This is a genomic window from Brevibacterium sp. (assembly GCF_022712115.1).
In the GTDB taxonomy this organism is placed as follows: Bacteria; Actinomycetota; Actinomycetes; order Actinomycetales; family Brevibacteriaceae; genus Brevibacterium; species Brevibacterium salitolerans.
The window spans coordinates 1-15741 of sequence record NZ_JALAHB010000250.1; the positions used below are offsets into that span (position 1 = coordinate 1).

14 protein-coding genes are annotated in these 15741 nt (G+C 74.3%); 13 read left to right on the forward strand and 1 reads right to left on the reverse strand.

Annotation, left to right across the window (positions count from 1 at the left end):
* Positions 1-244 precede the first annotated feature (244 nt).
* Positions 245-943 (reverse strand): hypothetical protein, encoded by a 699-nt coding sequence (locus tag Q0A33_RS14840; RefSeq protein WP_291798523.1) that lies wholly within the window; start codon positions 941-943, stop codon positions 245-247.
* Here Q0A33_RS14840 and Q0A33_RS14845 point away from each other — a divergent pair.
* The 13 genes from Q0A33_RS14845 to Q0A33_RS14905 all read left to right on the forward strand — a co-directional run.
* Positions 932-1855: a hypothetical protein gene (locus tag Q0A33_RS14845; protein WP_291798525.1), complete on the forward strand. Its 924-nt coding sequence runs from the start codon at positions 932-934 to the stop codon at positions 1853-1855. The two genes, Q0A33_RS14840 and Q0A33_RS14845, sit on opposite strands and share 12 nt — an antisense overlap.
* Positions 1852-2676 (forward strand): HAD-IIA family hydrolase, encoded by an 825-nt coding sequence (locus tag Q0A33_RS14850; RefSeq protein WP_291798528.1) that lies wholly within the window; start codon positions 1852-1854, stop codon positions 2674-2676. Before Q0A33_RS14845 ends, Q0A33_RS14850 begins: the two co-directional genes overlap by 4 nt.
* A complete protein-coding gene (locus Q0A33_RS14855; RefSeq protein WP_291798531.1) occupies positions 2673-2933 on the forward strand; it encodes a hypothetical protein in 261 nt (86 codons plus the stop codon). The genes Q0A33_RS14850 and Q0A33_RS14855 overlap by 4 nt, the downstream gene beginning before the upstream one ends.
* 5 nt (positions 2934-2938) lie before the next feature.
* The gene (locus Q0A33_RS14860) at positions 2939-3877 is read left to right on the forward strand and encodes a TlyA family RNA methyltransferase (protein ID WP_291798534.1); all 939 of its coding nucleotides are present in this window, start codon (positions 2939-2941) and stop codon (positions 3875-3877) included.
* 58 nt (positions 3878-3935) lie between these two features.
* Positions 3936-4904, forward strand: a complete 969-nt coding sequence (locus tag Q0A33_RS14865) for an NAD kinase (protein WP_291798560.1) — start codon at positions 3936-3938, stop codon at positions 4902-4904.
* Complete coding sequence (gene recN, locus Q0A33_RS14870) at positions 4901-6676, forward strand: DNA repair protein RecN (protein WP_291798536.1); 1776 nt, start codon at positions 4901-4903, stop codon at positions 6674-6676. The genes Q0A33_RS14865 and recN overlap by 4 nt, the downstream gene beginning before the upstream one ends.
* 7 nt (positions 6677-6683) lie before the next feature.
* On the forward strand, positions 6684-7976 hold the full coding sequence (gene steA, locus Q0A33_RS14875; protein ID WP_291798539.1) for a putative cytokinetic ring protein SteA: 1293 nt from the start codon (positions 6684-6686) through the stop codon (positions 7974-7976).
* Complete coding sequence (locus Q0A33_RS14880; protein ID WP_291798542.1) at positions 7973-9034, forward strand: copper transporter; 1062 nt, start codon at positions 7973-7975, stop codon at positions 9032-9034. Before steA ends, Q0A33_RS14880 begins: the two co-directional genes overlap by 4 nt.
* Positions 9031-9912 (forward strand): hypothetical protein, encoded by an 882-nt coding sequence (locus Q0A33_RS14885; RefSeq protein WP_291798545.1) that lies wholly within the window; start codon positions 9031-9033, stop codon positions 9910-9912. Before Q0A33_RS14880 ends, Q0A33_RS14885 begins: the two co-directional genes overlap by 4 nt.
* Complete coding sequence (locus Q0A33_RS14890; protein WP_291798548.1) at positions 9912-11591, forward strand: lipid II flippase MurJ; 1680 nt, start codon at positions 9912-9914, stop codon at positions 11589-11591. Before Q0A33_RS14885 ends, Q0A33_RS14890 begins: the two co-directional genes overlap by 1 nt.
* 41 nt (positions 11592-11632) lie before the next feature.
* Positions 11633-12769, forward strand: coding sequence for a glycosyltransferase family 4 protein (locus Q0A33_RS14895; protein WP_291798551.1), 1137 nt, complete (start codon positions 11633-11635; stop codon positions 12767-12769).
* Positions 12770-12881: 112 nt separating this feature from the next.
* Positions 12882-14063, forward strand: a complete 1182-nt coding sequence (locus tag Q0A33_RS14900; RefSeq protein ID WP_291798554.1) for a group 1 glycosyl transferase — start codon at positions 12882-12884, stop codon at positions 14061-14063.
* Between the two features lie 59 nt (positions 14064-14122).
* On the forward strand, positions 14123-15741 hold a 1619-nt coding region (locus tag Q0A33_RS14905), incomplete at its 3' end, for a CTP synthase (RefSeq protein ID WP_291798557.1).

Genomic DNA, 15741 nt, shown 5'->3' on the forward strand with positions numbered 1-15741 from the left:
GGGAGGAGGTGTGCGGCCGGGGGCGGCGGAGGGGAGTGGGGAAGGGCACGCTCGCAGGGACAGGCGGCAGGATGATCCGGCCGATTCGCGCCTATAGACTGGCTGATCGGACCCCGGCGGCTGCCGGGCGCCGCCCCTCTGCGCAGGACTGGATTGAAGGACAGATCCCGGACGCATGGCCGGTGAGAGCGAACTTCAATAGAGACGACCGAGGACGGCGATGGCTGAGGAACACGGGCACAGGTCAGGACGACACGGAGACGGCCGCGGACGCGGTGCCGGCGGACAGGGTCGCGGCGGACAGAACCGCGGCGGACAGGGCGGGCGAGGCGGACGTCCCGGCGGCTCCCGCGACGGACGCCGTGATGATCGGGGTGGTCGTGGATTCTCCGGTGGAGGCCGCGACGAGCGCCGTGAGGAGCGCGGGCAGGGCCGCCGGTGGGAGGACCGCGGCGGTCAGCGGGATGACCGTCGTGGGGGCCGGCGTGATGATCGTCGCGGGGACTCTCGTCGTGATGACCGGGGTGGGCGCAGCTTCGATCGTGACCGCCGCCCCCGTCGCGAGGATGACCGCAGCGGTCGTGGGTTCTCCGGCGGAGGCCGGGAGGATCGCCGCGGTGACTCGCGTCGTGATGAGCGGGGTGGGCGCAGCTTCGAGCGCCGTGAGGAGCGCGGGCAGGGCCGCCGCTGGGAGGACCGCGGTGGTCAGCGGGATGACCGTCGTGGGGGCCAGCGTGACGATCGTCGCGGGGACTCTCGCCGGGAGGACCGCCGCCGTGACATCCGGGGCGGCCGTGGCCGTGACGGCCGCGACCGCCGCAGGGAGACCCGCCCCCGCGCGCCGCAGATCCCCGAGGGCATCACCGGCCGCGAGCTGCCCGGCGAGTTCCGGGCGGAGCTGCGGACCCTCACCAAGGATGCCGCGGAGGCGGTGGCCAAGCACCTCGCCGCTGCGAGCGCTCTGCTCACGGAGGATCCGGAGCTCGCCCACGCCCACGCCCAGGCGGCGGTGCAGCGAGGGTCCCGCGTGGGCGCCGTCCGCGAGGCGGCCGGGATCATCGCCTACCAGCTCGATCTCTATGCCGAGGCCGCCCGGGAGCTGCGCACGCACCGCCGCATCACCGGGTCGAACGACAATCTTCCGCTGATCGCGGACTCCGAGCGCGGCCGCGGGAGGCCCGAGAAGGCCCTCGAGCTGTTCGCGGAGGCGAAGGAGGAGGAGCTGGGCTCCGATCTCTACACCGAGCTGCTGATGGTGGCCGCGGGCGCCCACATCGACAAGGGCGAGGTCGAGCGGGCCAGGCGGCTGCTGGAGACGAGGCCGTTCAACGGCAATGCCAACGGCACTCTGGTGCGCCTCCTCTCCGTCTACTCCGACGTCATCCGGCTCCAGGGCGATGCCGACCTCGCCGACCGCTACGAGGAGCTCGCCCGTCGCACGGCGAAGGCCACCGGCACGCTGTTCGGGGATGAGGAGATCGACCCGAACGAGGGTGTCGAGATCATCACCCTCGAGGAGGTCGAGCTGCCGGAGGAGGTCGCTGACGAGCCGGACTCCGCCGCCGATGCGGACGCGGATGCAGACGCAGGCACGGAACAGGACGCTGAGCGCGGCACCGAGGCGAGCGGGGCAGAGGCGGAAGCCTCCGCCGAGGCCGAAGGGCTCGCCGTCTCCGAGGCGTCCGCCGAAGCGGGCGGCACCGGGGAGTTCGCCGCCGTGGACGCCGGGTTCGACGCGGAGATCGTCGACGAGCTCGACGAGATCCTCGCCGCGGCGGAGACGGACGCGGATGCGGACGACACGGACGCCGAGCACCCCGAGGAGGGTGCCGCGGAGACGGACCCGCGCGAATGACGACCGGGCTCGACAGCGAGTTCGACGCGGTCCTCCTCGACCTCGACGGCTGCGTCTACGCCGGAGCCGAGCCGATCCCCGGCGCCGCCGAGGCGCTGCGCGGGCTCGCCGCCGCGGGCATCCCCTACGGCTTCCTCACGAACAACGCCTCCCGCACGCGGGAGGCGACGGCGGAGCACATCCGCGGGTTCGGGGTGGATGCGGAGCCGGCCCAGGTGCTCACCTCCGGGATGGTCGCGGCCCGCGGCATCGCGGCAGCCGTGCCGGCCGGTTCGCGTGTGCTCGTGGCCGGTGCGCCGGCTCTCGTCGCCGCGATCGAGTCGGAGGGCCTCGTCCCGGTGGAGACGGCGGCGCAGGACCCTGTCGCAGTGGTGCAGGGATTCTCCAAGGACCTCACCTGGCACACGCTCGCCGAGGCCTGCGTCGCCGTCCGCGCGGGCGCCCGGTGGTGGGCGACGAACCTCGATCCCACCCTGCCGACGGAACGCGGGGCGATGCCCGCCAACGGCGCCTACGTGCGGATGGTCGCAGACGCCACGGGAGCGCGGCCGCGGGTGGCGGGCAAGCCCGCTGCCGCCATGATGGAGGCCGGAGCGGCCATGCTGGGTGCGGCGAAACCGCTCATGGTGGGCGATCGCCTCGACACGGACATCGCCGGGGCGCGGGCGGCCGGCTTCCCGTCCGCGCTCGTGCTCACCGGAGTGGACACCGAGGAGGCCGCGCGCACCGCCCCTGCGGAGCGCCGGCCGGACATGATCCTCGACTCCCTCACCGCCCTCGTGCCCGGCGGTGAGGACGGCGGCATGAGGGGCCTCGGATGACTGAGCCTGATGGAGCGCAGGCGGCGGACAGCGGTCAGGCGACGGATCCGGGCGGGGTCCCCGCACCCGGTGCGGGTGCCCCCACTCCCGGCGGCGGTGTGCCCGTGCGCGCCTGGGAGCAGCGGCTCGAGGAGCTGGACGCCCTCGCGGAGGCCGCCGCGGGGGAGGGCGCGGAGGCGGACGACGCCGCGGAACGTCTCACCTCCGGCGTCGAGTCCCTGCTGACCGAGCTCGAGTCCTCCCTCGAGGAGCTCTGAGCCGCATGGCCCCTTCTGCGGACGATCCCGCCCCGGCAGTGTCCGAGGTCTGTGCCCCGGCAGCGGGGCGCCTCGATGTGGCACTCGTCGAGGCGGGGCTCGCGAGTTCGCGCAACCGCGCCGCACGGGAGATCCGCGCCGGTCGCGTGCAGGTGGACGGCCGCGGGGCCCTGCGGGCCGCGGACCGTGTGGCGGCCGGAGCACGGCTCCGCCTCGAGGCCCCGGACCCATGGGTGGCGCGGAGCGCTCACAAACTGCTGGGTGCGCTCGCGGACTCGGGCCTCCGGTCCGCGCCGGACGGTGCGGTGTGCCTGGACGCCGGTGCCTCCACCGGCGGGTTCACCCAGGTCCTGCTGTCCCACGGCGCCGCGGCGGTGCATGCCGCGGACGTGGGGCACGGACAGCTCGTGCCCCTCCTGGCGCAGGATCACCGGGTGCGCGATCTGCCGGGCACCAACGTCCGCGAGCTCACCCCGGCGCAGCTGGCTGCACCTGCGCCCTTCCACGCGGACGGCACCGTGGACCTCGTCGTCGCGGACCTCTCCTTCATCTCCCTCACCCTCGTCCTCGACGGGCTGCTGGCGGTCTGCCGGCCCGGCGCCCTGCTCGGCCTCATGGTCAAGCCCCAGTTCGAGCTCGGCCGCTCCGCGCTGGACAAGCACGGCGTGGTCGCGGATCCCGCGGACCGCGTCCGGGCGGTGCTCGGGGTCGTCCGGGCGCTCGGCGCGGCCGGAGCCCAGCCGCTCGCCGTCTCGCCCTCCCGCCTGCCCGGTCCGGCGGGCAACAGGGAGGTGTTCGTGTGGGCGCGCGCCCGCACCGGACCGGCCGCGGCGACGCCTGCGACCACGCGATCGGCTAGCGTGGAGCCGGAACCGGGACGTTCGTTCGTTTTGGCGTCCGATCCCCGGGCGGCCGTCGCCGCGGCGGTGGAGGGACGCGCATAAGGTGGGCCGGGAGAGGGAAACCGTCAGCGAGGGAGAGGGAAGCCGCGTGAGCAGACAGATGTTGGTCGTCCTCCATCCCCACCGGGAGCGGGCCCGGGCGGCCGCCGTCCGGGTGTGCCGTGCGCTCGTCGCGGAGGGCGTCGTCCCCGTCCTCACCGCCGACCACCACGCGGCGGTGCTCGCCGCGGGCGGTGCCGGGGGAGAGGCCGAGGCCGTCCTCCCCGCGGAGGTGCGGATCGTGCCGGCCCCGGAACCGGGCACGCGCTCCGAGCCCGCACCGGGCCAGCACCCGGCGGCCGCGGACGGCTGCGAGCTCATCATCGTCCTCGGCGGCGACGGGACGATCCTCCGCGCTGCCGAGGTCTATCACCGGGCGCAGGTGCCCATCATGGGCGTCAACCTCGGGCACGTCGGCTTCCTCGCGGAGAGCGAGTCGGACGACATCGACGAAGCGGTCCGCCGTGCGGTCGCACGCGAGTACGACATCGAGTCGCGCCTCACCCTGGACATCACGGTCCGCCTGGGCTCCGAGCTCGTCCATCGCGCCTGGGCGCTCAACGAGGCCACCGTGGAGAAGGGCCCCGGCAGCCAGATGATCGAACTGAGCACCGGTGTGGACGACAGGCCGGTCTCCACCTACGGCTGCGACGGCGTCATCATGGCCACGCCCACCGGCTCCACCGCCTACGCGTTCTCCGCCGGCGGCCCCATCGTGTGGCCGGACGTCGAAGCGCTGCTCATGGTGCCCATCAGCGCCCACGCGCTCTTCGCCGAGCCCCTCGTGGTCTCCCGCGACTCCGTCATCGCCGTGGAGTACCTGCCGCGGCCTGCCAAGGACTCCGCCGTGCTGTGGTGCGACGGCCGGCAGGAGCTGGAGCTGCCGGTGGGCGCGCACATCGAGGCCTGCCGCTCCGCGACGCCGCTGCTGCTGGCCCGTCTGCGGCACGGGCCGTTCACGGACCGGCTCGTGAAGAAGTTCCAGCTCCCCGTCGCCGGCTGGCGGGGACCCGCTGCGGAGGCCCGATGATCACCTCGATCGGCATCGAGAACCTGGGCGTCATCACGGACGCGCGCATCGACCTGGGCGCCGGCCTCACCGTCGTCACGGGTGAGACCGGCGCGGGCAAGACCATGTTCGTCACGGCGCTGGACCTGCTGCTGGGCCAGCGGGCGGAGACCTCGGCGGTCCGCCGGGACGCGGAGAAGGCGGTCGTGGAGGGGATCTTCGCCCTGCCCGCCGCCGGCGACGAGGTCGATCCCGCGAGCGCGCTCGACGAGGAGGGGCACGTGCAGTCGGCCGTCGCCGCGCGGATCGCCGAGGCCGGGGGAGACGTGGACGAGGAGGCCGTCCTCACCCGCATCATCCCGCGGACCGGCCGCGCCCGTGCGACCGCGGGCGGCCGGACGGTGCCCGCCGCGGTGCTGCGCGAGGTGGGCTCCCAGCTCGTGAGCATGCACGGCCAGGCGGAGCAGATGACGCTGCGCGGCCAGGCGCAGCAGCGGGCGCTCCTCGACGGGATCGCGGGCCGGCGCGGGGCGCAGGCGCTCGCCTCCTACCGGGAGGCCTTCGCCGCCCACCGCGAGCTGGAGCAGGAGCATCAGCGCCTCGAGGGCACGCGCTCCGAGCGGGCGGCGCGCATCGACTACCTGCGCAGCGCGCTGGAGGCCATCGACGCCGTGCGTCCGCAGCCGGGGGAGGACGCCGAGCTCGCGGCGCTCGCCGCCCGGCTGGGCGCCGCGGAGGAGCTGCAGCAGGCCGCGGGCACCGCGCACACGCTGCTCATGGGCGACGACTGGTCCGAGCAGACGAACGTCGTCTCCCTGCTCGCCGAGGCCACGGAGGCGCTGAGCCGGGCCGCCGGAGCGGATGCCGAGCTCGCCGCCCGCCTGGAGACGCTCGAGGACGTCGCCGTGCGGGTCTCCGACCTGGGCGCCGAGCTCTCCTCCTATCTCACCGGGTTCGCGGACCAGGAGGGGATGTCGCTGGAGGACGCCGAGGCCCGGCGCGCCGAACTGGGTTCGCTCAGCGCCTACGGCGAGGACCTCGCGGCCGTGCTCGCCTTCGAGGAGCAGGCGGGGCGGGAGCTGCTCGCGCTGGAGAACTCGGAGGCCTCGCTCACGGACATGGCACAGACCGTCGAGGCCGCCCGCGCCCGGCTCGAGGAGGCGGCCCAGGAGCTGCACGCCGCACGGGTGGAGGCCGGGGAGTCCTTCGCCGCGGCGGTGGGCGAGGAGCTCGCCGCGCTCGCGATGCCGCACGCGGCGCTGAGCTTCCGGGTCGAGCGCACGGAGCCCGCCGCGCACGGCGGGGACGACGTCCGCCTCCTGTTCACCTCGCACGCGGCGGCGGAGCCGGACGACATCGCCAAGACCGCCTCGGGCGGGGAGCTGTCCCGGGTCATGCTCGCGATCGAGGTGGTCCGGGCCCGCACGGAGGCCTTCCCCACCTTCGTCTTCGACGAGGTGGACGCGGGGGTCGGCGGCAAGGCCGCCGTGGAGATCGGCAGGCGACTCGCCCGGCTCGCAGCATCCTCCCAGGTCATCGTCGTCACACACCTGCCCCAGGTCGCGGCGTGGGCGGACCACCACCTCGTGGTCCGCAAGACCGACGAGGGCACCGGCGCGGTCTCCGGGGTGCGGGAGCTGCACGGGGAGGACCGGACGGAGGAGCTCGCCCGGATGCTCGCCGGCGTGGCCGATTCCACATCCGCGAGGGAGCACGCGGAGGAGCTGGTGCGCTCCGCGACGGAGGCCAAGGCCGCGTTCGCGCTCGCCTCGGGTGTGCGCATGAGAGGATGAGCGCACCATGATTCTGCGCAGAGCACGTGAGCGGGTCGATGTGGAGCAGCGGGTGGGGCCCGCTGTCCTGCGGGTCGACCGGCGGACCAAGGACCTCACGAAAAGACTTCAGCCCGGCGACATCGCCGTGATCCGTCACTCCGACATCGACCGCGTGTCCGCGGAGGCGCTCGTGGCGTGCAGGCCCGCGGCCGTGGTGAATGCGCACAGGTCGGTGTCCGGCCGGTACCCCAACCTGGGCCCGGGCATCATCGTCGCCGCGGGGATCCCGCTGGTCGACGACGCGGGCGAGGAGCTCTTCGACGGCAGGCTCACGGAGGGGGAGGAGTACTCGCTCGAGGAGGGCTCGCTGCTCTCCGGCGGGGAGGTGGTCGCCACCGGCACGGTGCAGACGACAGACACGATCGACCGTGCCACCACCGCCGCCGAGGCGGGCATGGGCGAGGTCCTCGTGGACTTCGTCGACAACACCATCGAGTACATCCGCAAGGACTCCGATCTCCTCGCCGACGACTTCGAGGTGCCTCTCGTCCGCACGTCCTTCGCCGGACGGCACGCGCTCATCGTCGTCCGCGGGTACCACTACAAGGAGGACCTCGCGATGCTGTCCACCTACATCCGGGAGCACCGCCCCGTGCTCATCGGCGTGGACGGCGGAGCGGACGCGATCCTCGAGGCCGGTCTCAGCCCGGACATGATCGTGGGCGACATGGACTCGGTGTCCGACGCCGCGCTCACCTCCGGTGCGGAGCTGGTCGTCCATGCCTACCGCGACGGGCGCGCGCCGGGCGTGGAGCGGCTCACGGACCTGGGGCTGGACTGCGTGAAGTTCCCCGCCTCCGGCACGAGCGAGGACATCGCCATGCTGCTGGCCGACGACAAGGGGGCGGAGCTCATCGTCGCGGTGGGCACCCACGACACCCTCATCGAGTTCCTGGACAAGGGCCGCAAGGGCATGGCCTCGACGTTCCTCACCCGGCTGCGAGTGGGGAGCAAGCTCATCGACGCGAAGGGCGTCTCCCTGCTCTACCGGCAGCGGATCGGCGCCTGGCAGCTGGTGCTGCTGGCGGTCGCCGGGCTCATCGCGCTGGGCGCGGCGCTGTCCGCCACCGCCGCGGGCCAGACCCTGCTGGGGCTCGTCATGGCCCAGCTCGACGGATTCTTCCAGTGGATCGCCTCCCTCTTCGGGGGCTCCGCAGACGCGGTGGGCCTCGGTCTGCCGCCGCACGTCCCCGCCGGGAGCGTCGCCGCAGGCGAGCTCCCGGCATCCGCACACCTTCGAGGACTGAGCCAGCCGTGATCGACTTCCGCTACCATCTCGTCTCCCTCATCTCGGTGTTCCTCGCGCTCGCGGTGGGCATCGTGCTGGGGGCCGGCCCGCTCAAGGAGCCCATCGGCTCCTCGCTGCAGAGCCAGGTCGATGCACTCCGCACGGATCGCGACGGCCTCCGTGCCGACCTCGAGCACGCGCAGAACGACGCGGACCAGCTCACCGCGTTCGTGGAGGCCAGCGCGGAGGACCTCCTCTCCGAGAAGCTCAGCGACACCGCGATCACGGTCGTCCGCCTGCCCGGCGCGGACGGAGCGCAGGCCGAGGCGGTGGTGGACCGGATCGGCACCGCGGGCGGCACCGTGGCCTCGGACGCGGAACTCGCGGAGGCAGCCCTGGCCCCGGCCGGGGCGGAGCTGCTCGCACAGCTGCGCGAGCTCGACGACAGCCTGCCGCAGGACGACGCCGCGGTGCTGCGGACGGCACTCGTGCACGCCCTGGCACCGGCGGACCCCGAGGCCGGGGACGAGGCAGCGGAGGAGGGCGCGGAGCCCACCGCCGATCCCGGCGAGGACGCCGGGGCGAAGACCAGCTCCGTGAGCGAGGAGACGGCCGCGGGGCTCTTCTCCGCGCTCACGGAGGCCGGTGTCATCGCCTCCGGCGACCGCGGATCCGCCGACGCCGTCGTCATGATCGCCCCCGTGGACCCGGCCGAGGCCGCAGCGGAGGACCCCGGCGCGGACGGCGTGCCCGGTTCCGAGGACACCGCAGAGGGCGGGGAGTCCGCGGAGGCGACCGAGACCGCGGCACCGGAGGAGGCCGCCGCCGAACTCACGGCCGGAGCAGACCTCGCCCGCGATTTCGCAGGTGCGAGCCGGACCGTCGTGGCGGGCTCGCGCGCCTCCGCCGTGCAGGGCCTCCTGGCGGAGCTGCGCAACGACGGCGAGGGGCTGAGCACCGTGGATTCGCTCGACCTCGCCGCCGGTGCCGTCATCGTCCCCCTGGCCCTGGAGGCCGCAGTCGAGGGCCGTGCGGGGAACTACGGGACGACGCAGTCGTCCGATTCCGTCCTTCCGGAGGCGCCATGATCCGCACACTCGCACGCACCGGCCTCGCGGCCGCGGCCGGAGCGCTCGCCGCCGCGGGCGTGAACGCGCTCCGCACCCGTGCGGAGGAGCGCATGCCGTCCCTCGTCCGCACCAATCACGCGGGGAACCCGGTCTCGCTGCTGGAGGGACCCGCACAGACGGCGGGGCTGCTCGCGGCGTGCGTCCTCGTCCCGGGTGCTGCGAACCGCACGGCCTGCCTGCTGGCGGTGGGTGCCGCGGGAGCGCTGGGCGCCAATGACGACTTCCGGGAGACGGGTGCGTCCAAGGGGCTGCGCGGACATCTCAGCGCGCTGGCACGCGGCGAGGTCACCACGGGGGCGCTCAAGGTCATCGGCATTCCCCTGGCCTCCGTGGCCGCCTGCGCCCTGCTCCGCAGGGACGCGGACACCGTCGCCGGGAGGGCCGTCGACGCCGTGCTGGCCGGCGGGGTCGTGGCAGGCACCGCGAACCTCATGAATCTGCTGGATCTGCGCCCCGGCCGCGCGCTCAAGGCCGGGGCCGTGATCCTCGACCTCCAGACGACGGCCTCGGTGCTGGGACGGCTGGGTGCGAAGGGCGAGTCGCGCGGCGGAGCGCAGGCGGGCAGCGCCAGTGGGGCACTGCTCGGCGGAGTCGTGGGCACCACCGCGGTGCTGCTGCCGGACGACCTCGGCGGGAGGAGCATGCTGGGCGACACGGGGGCCAACGCGCTCGGTGCGGCACTGGGCCTGCGCAGCGCCCTCACGGCCTCCCGCGGACGGCTGATCTGCGAGCTCGCACTCCTGGCCGGGCTCACGCTCGCCAGCGAGAAGGTCTCCTTCACCCGCGTCATCGAGGCGACTCCCGGGCTGCGCGAACTCGACGCACTCGGCCGCTGATGCCCCGTCTGCTCCGGTTCGCGGCCTCGGCCGCGCTGCTCGTCTCCGCGGCCACACTTGTCTCGCGGCTGTTCGGCTTCGTCCGCTGGGTGGCCTTCTCGCCCACCGTGGGCGCCGGAGCGGTGGGCACGGCCTACCAGTCCGCCAACCAGATCCCCAACATCCTCTACGAGGTGGTGGCCGGCGGCGCGCTCGCCGGCGCTGTGGTGCCGCTGCTGGCCGCGCCGCTCGCCCTGGCGCAGCGGAAGGCGGGGGAGACCGGCCCCGGCGGCTCAGCGGAGTCCGGGGACACCGCCGAGGCCGCCCGCGCCGAGGCCTCCCGCATCGCGTCCGCACTGCTCACCTGGTCCGTGACCCTCACGCTGCCCCTGGCCGCGGCCGTCATGGTCCTCCACGCCCCGCTCGCGGCGCTCATCACCCCGACGGACGCGCCGGGGTCGACGGCATTCATCTCCGGCTTCCTCCTCGTGTTCGCGCCGCAGCTCGTGCTCTACGCCGTGGGCGGCGTGCTCACCGGTGTCCTGCAGGCGCACCGGCGCTTCCTCTGGCCGGCCTTCATGCCGCTCGTGTCCTCGCTCATCGTGATCGGCGTCTACGCCGGCTACGCGGTGCTGCGCGGCCCGGAGTCCGCAGCGCCGGCGGACAGCGCGCTGGCGCTGCTGGGCTGGGGCACGACGGCGGGCGTGGCCGCGATGACGCTCCCGCTCGCGCTGCCGGCGCGATCCACGGGGATCCGCTTCCGGCCCACCTGGTCGTTCCCCCCGGGGGTGGCGCGGCGCGCGGTGAAGCTCGCCGGGGCGGGGATGTCCGTGCTGCTGGCCCAGCAGCTCGCGACCCTGGTCATCCTCATGGTGTCCAACAAGGTGGGCGGCAGCGGCGTCTTCGCGGTGTTCGGGTACGTGCAGGCCGTCTATCTGCTGCCCTACGCCGTGCTCGCGGTGCCCGTGGCGACCGTCGCCTTCCCCAAGCTCGCGGGGCTCGTCGCGGAGACGGGGCCCGCCGGGCCCACGGATGCCTTCATCGCGGGCACCACCCGGCTGGTGGTCCTCCTGGGCCTCACCGGGGCCGCGGTGCTCGCGGCGGCCTCGGCCCCGCTGCAGGTCTTCTTCTCCACGCTGGACACCGCGCACGGCGAGTCCGCCCCGATCTTCTCCGCCCTGGGCCTCACGGTCGTCGTCATCGCCGCCGCGGTGCCGGGCTGGTGCATGGTCGCGTGGGGGACGCGGGTCTTCTACGCGCTGGAGCGCTCCCGGTTCGCCACCCTCTCCGCCGCGGCGGGCTGGTCCCTCGTGGCGGTGTCCGTCCTTGCGGCCGTCCCCTTCGTGGCGGCGGCGCCCGGCCCGCGGACCCTCGTGGCGCTGGGCGCCGCGCATGCCGTGGGCATGACGGTGGCGGGCGTCTGCCTGCTCGCCGGCATCGCCCGGGTGCGCGGACGCGGTGCGCTCGCGGGCCTGCCGCGCACGCTCGTCGTCGGCGTGGTGGGCGCCGCCGGGGGCGGCGCCGCGGGCTTCCTCGTCGCCCGGCTCGCCCTGGCCGGATCGGGCGGGCTGCCGTTCCCGCCCGCGGTCCTCGCCGTCCTCGCCGGGCTCTGCGCCGGTCTCGTGGCCGTGGCCGTCACCGGCGCGGTCGCCTTCGCCCTCGATCGCGGGGCGCTGGCGCAGGCCCGTGCCCTGCGGTGATCCTGAGCCGCCGCTGGCGTGAGCCCCGCTAGACTCGCCCCATGCGGATTCTCCTTGTGCTCGGGACCTCCACGGGAGGGGTCGGAACCCACGTCGCTGCGGCTGCGCGGAGCTTCGCCGCCGCCGGTCACCGGGTGGGTGTCGTGGGCCCGGCGGCCACACAGGAGCAGTTCGGCTTCGACGACAGGCCGCGGGTGATGTTCGCCCCGCTGGAGATCCCCGTGGGAGTGGGGCCCCGTGACGCGGGCACCGTGCGCCGGCTGCGCACCCTCATCCGCACCTTCCGCGCCGACGTCGTCCACGCGCACGGGTTCCGTGCCTCCCTGCTGACCTCCGTGGCGCTCACCGGCATGCGGAAGCGCCCCCGCTTCCTCTCCAGCTGGCACAACACGATCATGAGCACGGGCGGGCGTGAGCGGATGGAGCGGCTCGTCGCTGCCCGGATCGCGAGGACCGCGGACACCGTGCTGGGTGCCAGCGAGGACCTCGTGGACCTCGCCCGGGAGCTGGGCGCCTCCCACACCGGCCTCGCCCCGGCGGCCGCGCCCTCCCCGCGCTTCGGTGACGACATCCACGCGGGCCTGCTGCGGGCGCGCCTGGCCCGCGAGCTCGGCTTCGACCGCGACGGCCTCATCCTCCTGGCGGTGGGCCGGATCGCGCCGCAGAAGGACTACGGCGTCCTCATCGACGCGCTGGCGGAGCTCGCCGCGGACCACCCCGAGGTGCAGTGCCTGGTGGCCGGCGCGCAGGACGACGCCGAACGTGCGCGCCTGGACGCGCGCATCGAGGAGCACGCGCGTGCCGGGAGGCGGCCCTCCCTCCACTTCCTCGGCCAGCGCGGGGACGTGGGAGCCCTCAACCAGCTCGCCGATGCCTTCGTGCTCACGAGCAGGTGGGAGGCCCGGGCCCTCGTCCTGCAGGAGGCCCTGCTCACCGGCAAGGCCATCGTCGCCACGGCCACGGGCGGCACGCCCGGGCTCGTGGGCGATGCCGGACTGCTGGTGCCCGCCGGCGATCCCGCGGCCTTCGCCGCCGCGCTCCGGAGGGTCGTCGAGGATCCCGCCCTGCGCGAGGAGCTGGGACACCGCGCCGCCCAGCGCGCGCTGGACCTGCCGGACGAGGCGCAGGCGGCGGAGCTCCTCCTCACGGAGTACGAGGCGGCGCGCGCACGCGGATGAGCGGACGGAGGACACGCACGCGCACGCGCGCGGAGGCGCACCGGTAGTCTTGTCACCAGCGCGGCCGGAACGCGGCCGCAGTCCCATCGTGACGTCCGGGAAGGATCCGCACATGCACGCAGACCACGGCCAGGTCGAGCCCGCGCTCGCTCAGACCCGCATCCTCCATGTCCTCGCAGAGGCACAGGGGCCGGTGGGGGAGGTCGCTGCGTCCGCGGCGCAGGCGCACGCCGGCAGCGGTCTGAAGGTGGGCGTGGCGGCGCGCCCGTCGGTGCTCGAGGAGCTGGGCTTCGCGCCGGCGACCTCCCCGCGCGGGGGCACCTCCCCGGCCATGGGCTACGACCGGGAGCGCGATCTCGCCGCGGTCAGCCTGCCGGTGCGCGACCACGTCGCCCTCGGCGATCCCGGCACCGTGCTGGACCTCCACCGGCTCTACCGCCACGTGGACCTCGTCCACGCCCACGGCCTCCACGCCGCCGCTCTCGCCGGCACCGCGATGACCGGGCTCCCCGCCTCGCGCCGGCCCGCGCTGGTGGCGACGGTGGGCCGGTTCCGCCCCCAGAGCACCCTGGACGCGGCCTCCGCCGCCGTCGTCGCCCGGACCGCCGCCGCCGTGCTGGGGACCACGGCGCCGGTGGTCGACCGCTTCGTCGACGAGGTGCCGGTCGCGGAACGCGCGCGCCTGCTCAGCCCGGACCTCTCCACGCGGCTCGCCCCGGCCGTGAGCAGGCGGCAGGTCCGGGAGAACCTCGAGGTGCCGGACGGCGCGTTCCTCGTGGCCTCCCCGCTGGCGGTGGCGGACGGCGACGCCCTCACCACCTTCCTCGACGCCGCCGTCTCCCTGGCGGAGCACCGGCAGGACCGCCATGTGGTGTTCGCCCTCACCGGCTCCGGCCGTGAGCGCGGCCTGGTGCGCTCCGCGTTCGTGGGCCGCTGCCCCGTGGTGCTCGCCGACGAGGGCTCCGCGGTGGACGTCCTCGCCGCCGCCGATGTGGTGGTCGCCACCGCGGACATGGGGCCGATGGAGCCGGAGGCGCTCATGCAGCTGGCCCGCCCCTCGATCGTGCTGGGCGATGAGCGCACCGCGCGGCCGTGGGGCGAGGCGGCCCCGCGCGTGGACGCCGATGACACGCACGCACTGGTGCAGCGGATCAGCGCCTTCCTCGACTCCCCGGCCGGGCGCGTGAGCGCAGGATTCGCCGCCCGGCGCCGCGTGGACGACGTCTCCTCGGCGGAGCTCATCGCCGCGGACCTGCTCGACGTCTACGCCGCCGCTCTGGCGCACCGCCGCTGACGGCGCGCCTCCCGGCCCTGCCTCCCGCGGGCGGCTGACTCCCAGGAAGCTGTAACGCGATGGAAACTCCGGACCGAGGTCCGCGGGGGCGGGCGCTGGTAGAGTGGAAGTCCGTGGTGAATCGATTGAGCACAGACGGTGCGACCAGTACACGACACATCTTCGTCACCGGCGGAGTCGCCTCCTCCCTGGGGAAGGGGCTGACGGCCTCCAGCCTCGGTCACCTGCTCTCGCAGCGCGGTCTCGCCGTGACCATGCAGAAGCTCGACCCCTATCTCAATGTGGATCCGGGCACCATGAACCCGTTCCAGCACGGCGAGGTCTTCGTGACCGACGACGGAGCGGAGACGGATCTCGACATCGGCCACTACGAGCGCTTCCTCGACCGCTCGCTGGACGCCTCGGCCAATGTGACCACGGGCCAGGTGTACTCCTCCGTCATCGCCAAGGAGCGGCGCGGCGCCTACCTGGGCGACACGGTCCAGGTCATCCCGCACATCACGGACGAGATCAAGGCCCGCATGCGGGCGCAGGCCCAGCGCACGGACGGTGAGGCGCCGGACGTCATCATCACGGAGATCGGCGGCACGGTGGGCGACATCGAATCGCTGCCGTTCCTCGAGGCCGCGCGCCAGGTCCGGCACGACATCGGCCGGGACGACGTCTTCTTCGTCCACGTCTCCCTCGTGCCCTATCTGGCCCCCAGCGGGGAGCTCAAGACCAAGCCCACCCAGCACTCCGTGGCGCAGCTGCGGTCCATCGGCATCACGCCGGACGCCATCGTCCTGCGGGCGGACCGGCCGCTGCCGGAGTCCATCTGCGACAAGATCGCCGCCTCCTGCGACGTGGAGCCCGAAGCCGTCGTCCCCTGCGTCGATGCGCGCAGCATCTACGACATCCCGACCGTGCTCCACTCCGGCGGGCTGGACGCCTACGTCATCCGCCGCCTCGGCCTGCCGCTGGGGGAGATGGACTGGGCCCGGTGGAACGCCGTGCTCGCGCAGGTGCACAATCCCTCGCACACCGTGACGGTGGGGCTCGTGGGCAAGTACGTGGATCTGCCGGACGCCTACCTCTCCGTCACGGAGGCGCTGCGCCACGGCGGGTTCGCCCACGGTGCGCGCGTGGAGATCCGCTGGGTCGCCTCCGACAGCTGTGAGACGCCGGAGGGAGCGGCCGAGCAGCTCGCCGGCCTCGACGCCGTCTGCGTGCCCGGCGGTTTCGGCATCCGCGGGATCGAGGGCAAGCTGGGCGCGCTGCGCCACGCGCGTCTGCACGGCATCCCCACCCTCGGCCTGTGCCTGGGCATGCAGTGCATGGTCATCGAGTACGCCCGCACGGAGCTCGGCCTCAGCGAGGCCTCCTCGACGGAGTTCGACCCGGCCACGACGGAGCCGGTCGTCGCGACGATGGCCGAGCAGCGGTCCGTGGTGGACGGCGAGGGAGACCTCGGCGGCACCATGCGGCTGGGACTGTACCCGGCGGCCCTCACCCCGGGCAGCGTCGTCGCCGGCGCCTACGGTGCCGCGGAGGCCTCGGAGCGCCACCGTCACCGCTACGAGGTGGCCAATGCCTACCGCGACCGCCTCGCCGCGGCCGGCCTCGTGTTCTCCGGCACCTCCCCGGACGGCGAGCTCGTGGAGTTCGTCGAGGTGCCCGCCTCCGCCCATCCCTACTA

What these genes read in the sequence shown, in the direction of transcription:
- Q0A33_RS14850 (WP_291798528.1), top strand. Translation starts at nt 1,852, where the DNA reads ATGACGACCGGGCTCGACAGCGAGTTCGACGCGGTCCTCCTCGACCTC.
- Q0A33_RS14855 (WP_291798531.1), top strand. Translation starts at nt 2,673, where the DNA reads ATGACTGAGCCTGATGGAGCGCAGGCGGCGGACAGCGGTCAGGCGACG.
- Q0A33_RS14860 (WP_291798534.1), top strand. Translation starts at nt 2,939, where the DNA reads ATGGCCCCTTCTGCGGACGATCCCGCCCCGGCAGTGTCCGAGGTCTGT.
- Q0A33_RS14865 (WP_291798560.1), top strand. Translation starts at nt 3,936, where the DNA reads ATGTTGGTCGTCCTCCATCCCCACCGGGAGCGGGCCCGGGCGGCCGCC.
- recN (WP_291798536.1), top strand. Translation starts at nt 4,901, where the DNA reads ATGATCACCTCGATCGGCATCGAGAACCTGGGCGTCATCACGGACGCG.
- steA (WP_291798539.1), top strand. Translation starts at nt 6,684, where the DNA reads ATGATTCTGCGCAGAGCACGTGAGCGGGTCGATGTGGAGCAGCGGGTG.
- Q0A33_RS14885 (WP_291798545.1), top strand. Translation starts at nt 9,031, where the DNA reads ATGATCCGCACACTCGCACGCACCGGCCTCGCGGCCGCGGCCGGAGCG.
- Q0A33_RS14890 (WP_291798548.1), top strand. Translation starts at nt 9,912, where the DNA reads ATGCCCCGTCTGCTCCGGTTCGCGGCCTCGGCCGCGCTGCTCGTCTCC.
- Q0A33_RS14895 (WP_291798551.1), top strand. Translation starts at nt 11,633, where the DNA reads ATGCGGATTCTCCTTGTGCTCGGGACCTCCACGGGAGGGGTCGGAACC.
- Q0A33_RS14900 (WP_291798554.1), top strand. Translation starts at nt 12,882, where the DNA reads ATGCACGCAGACCACGGCCAGGTCGAGCCCGCGCTCGCTCAGACCCGC.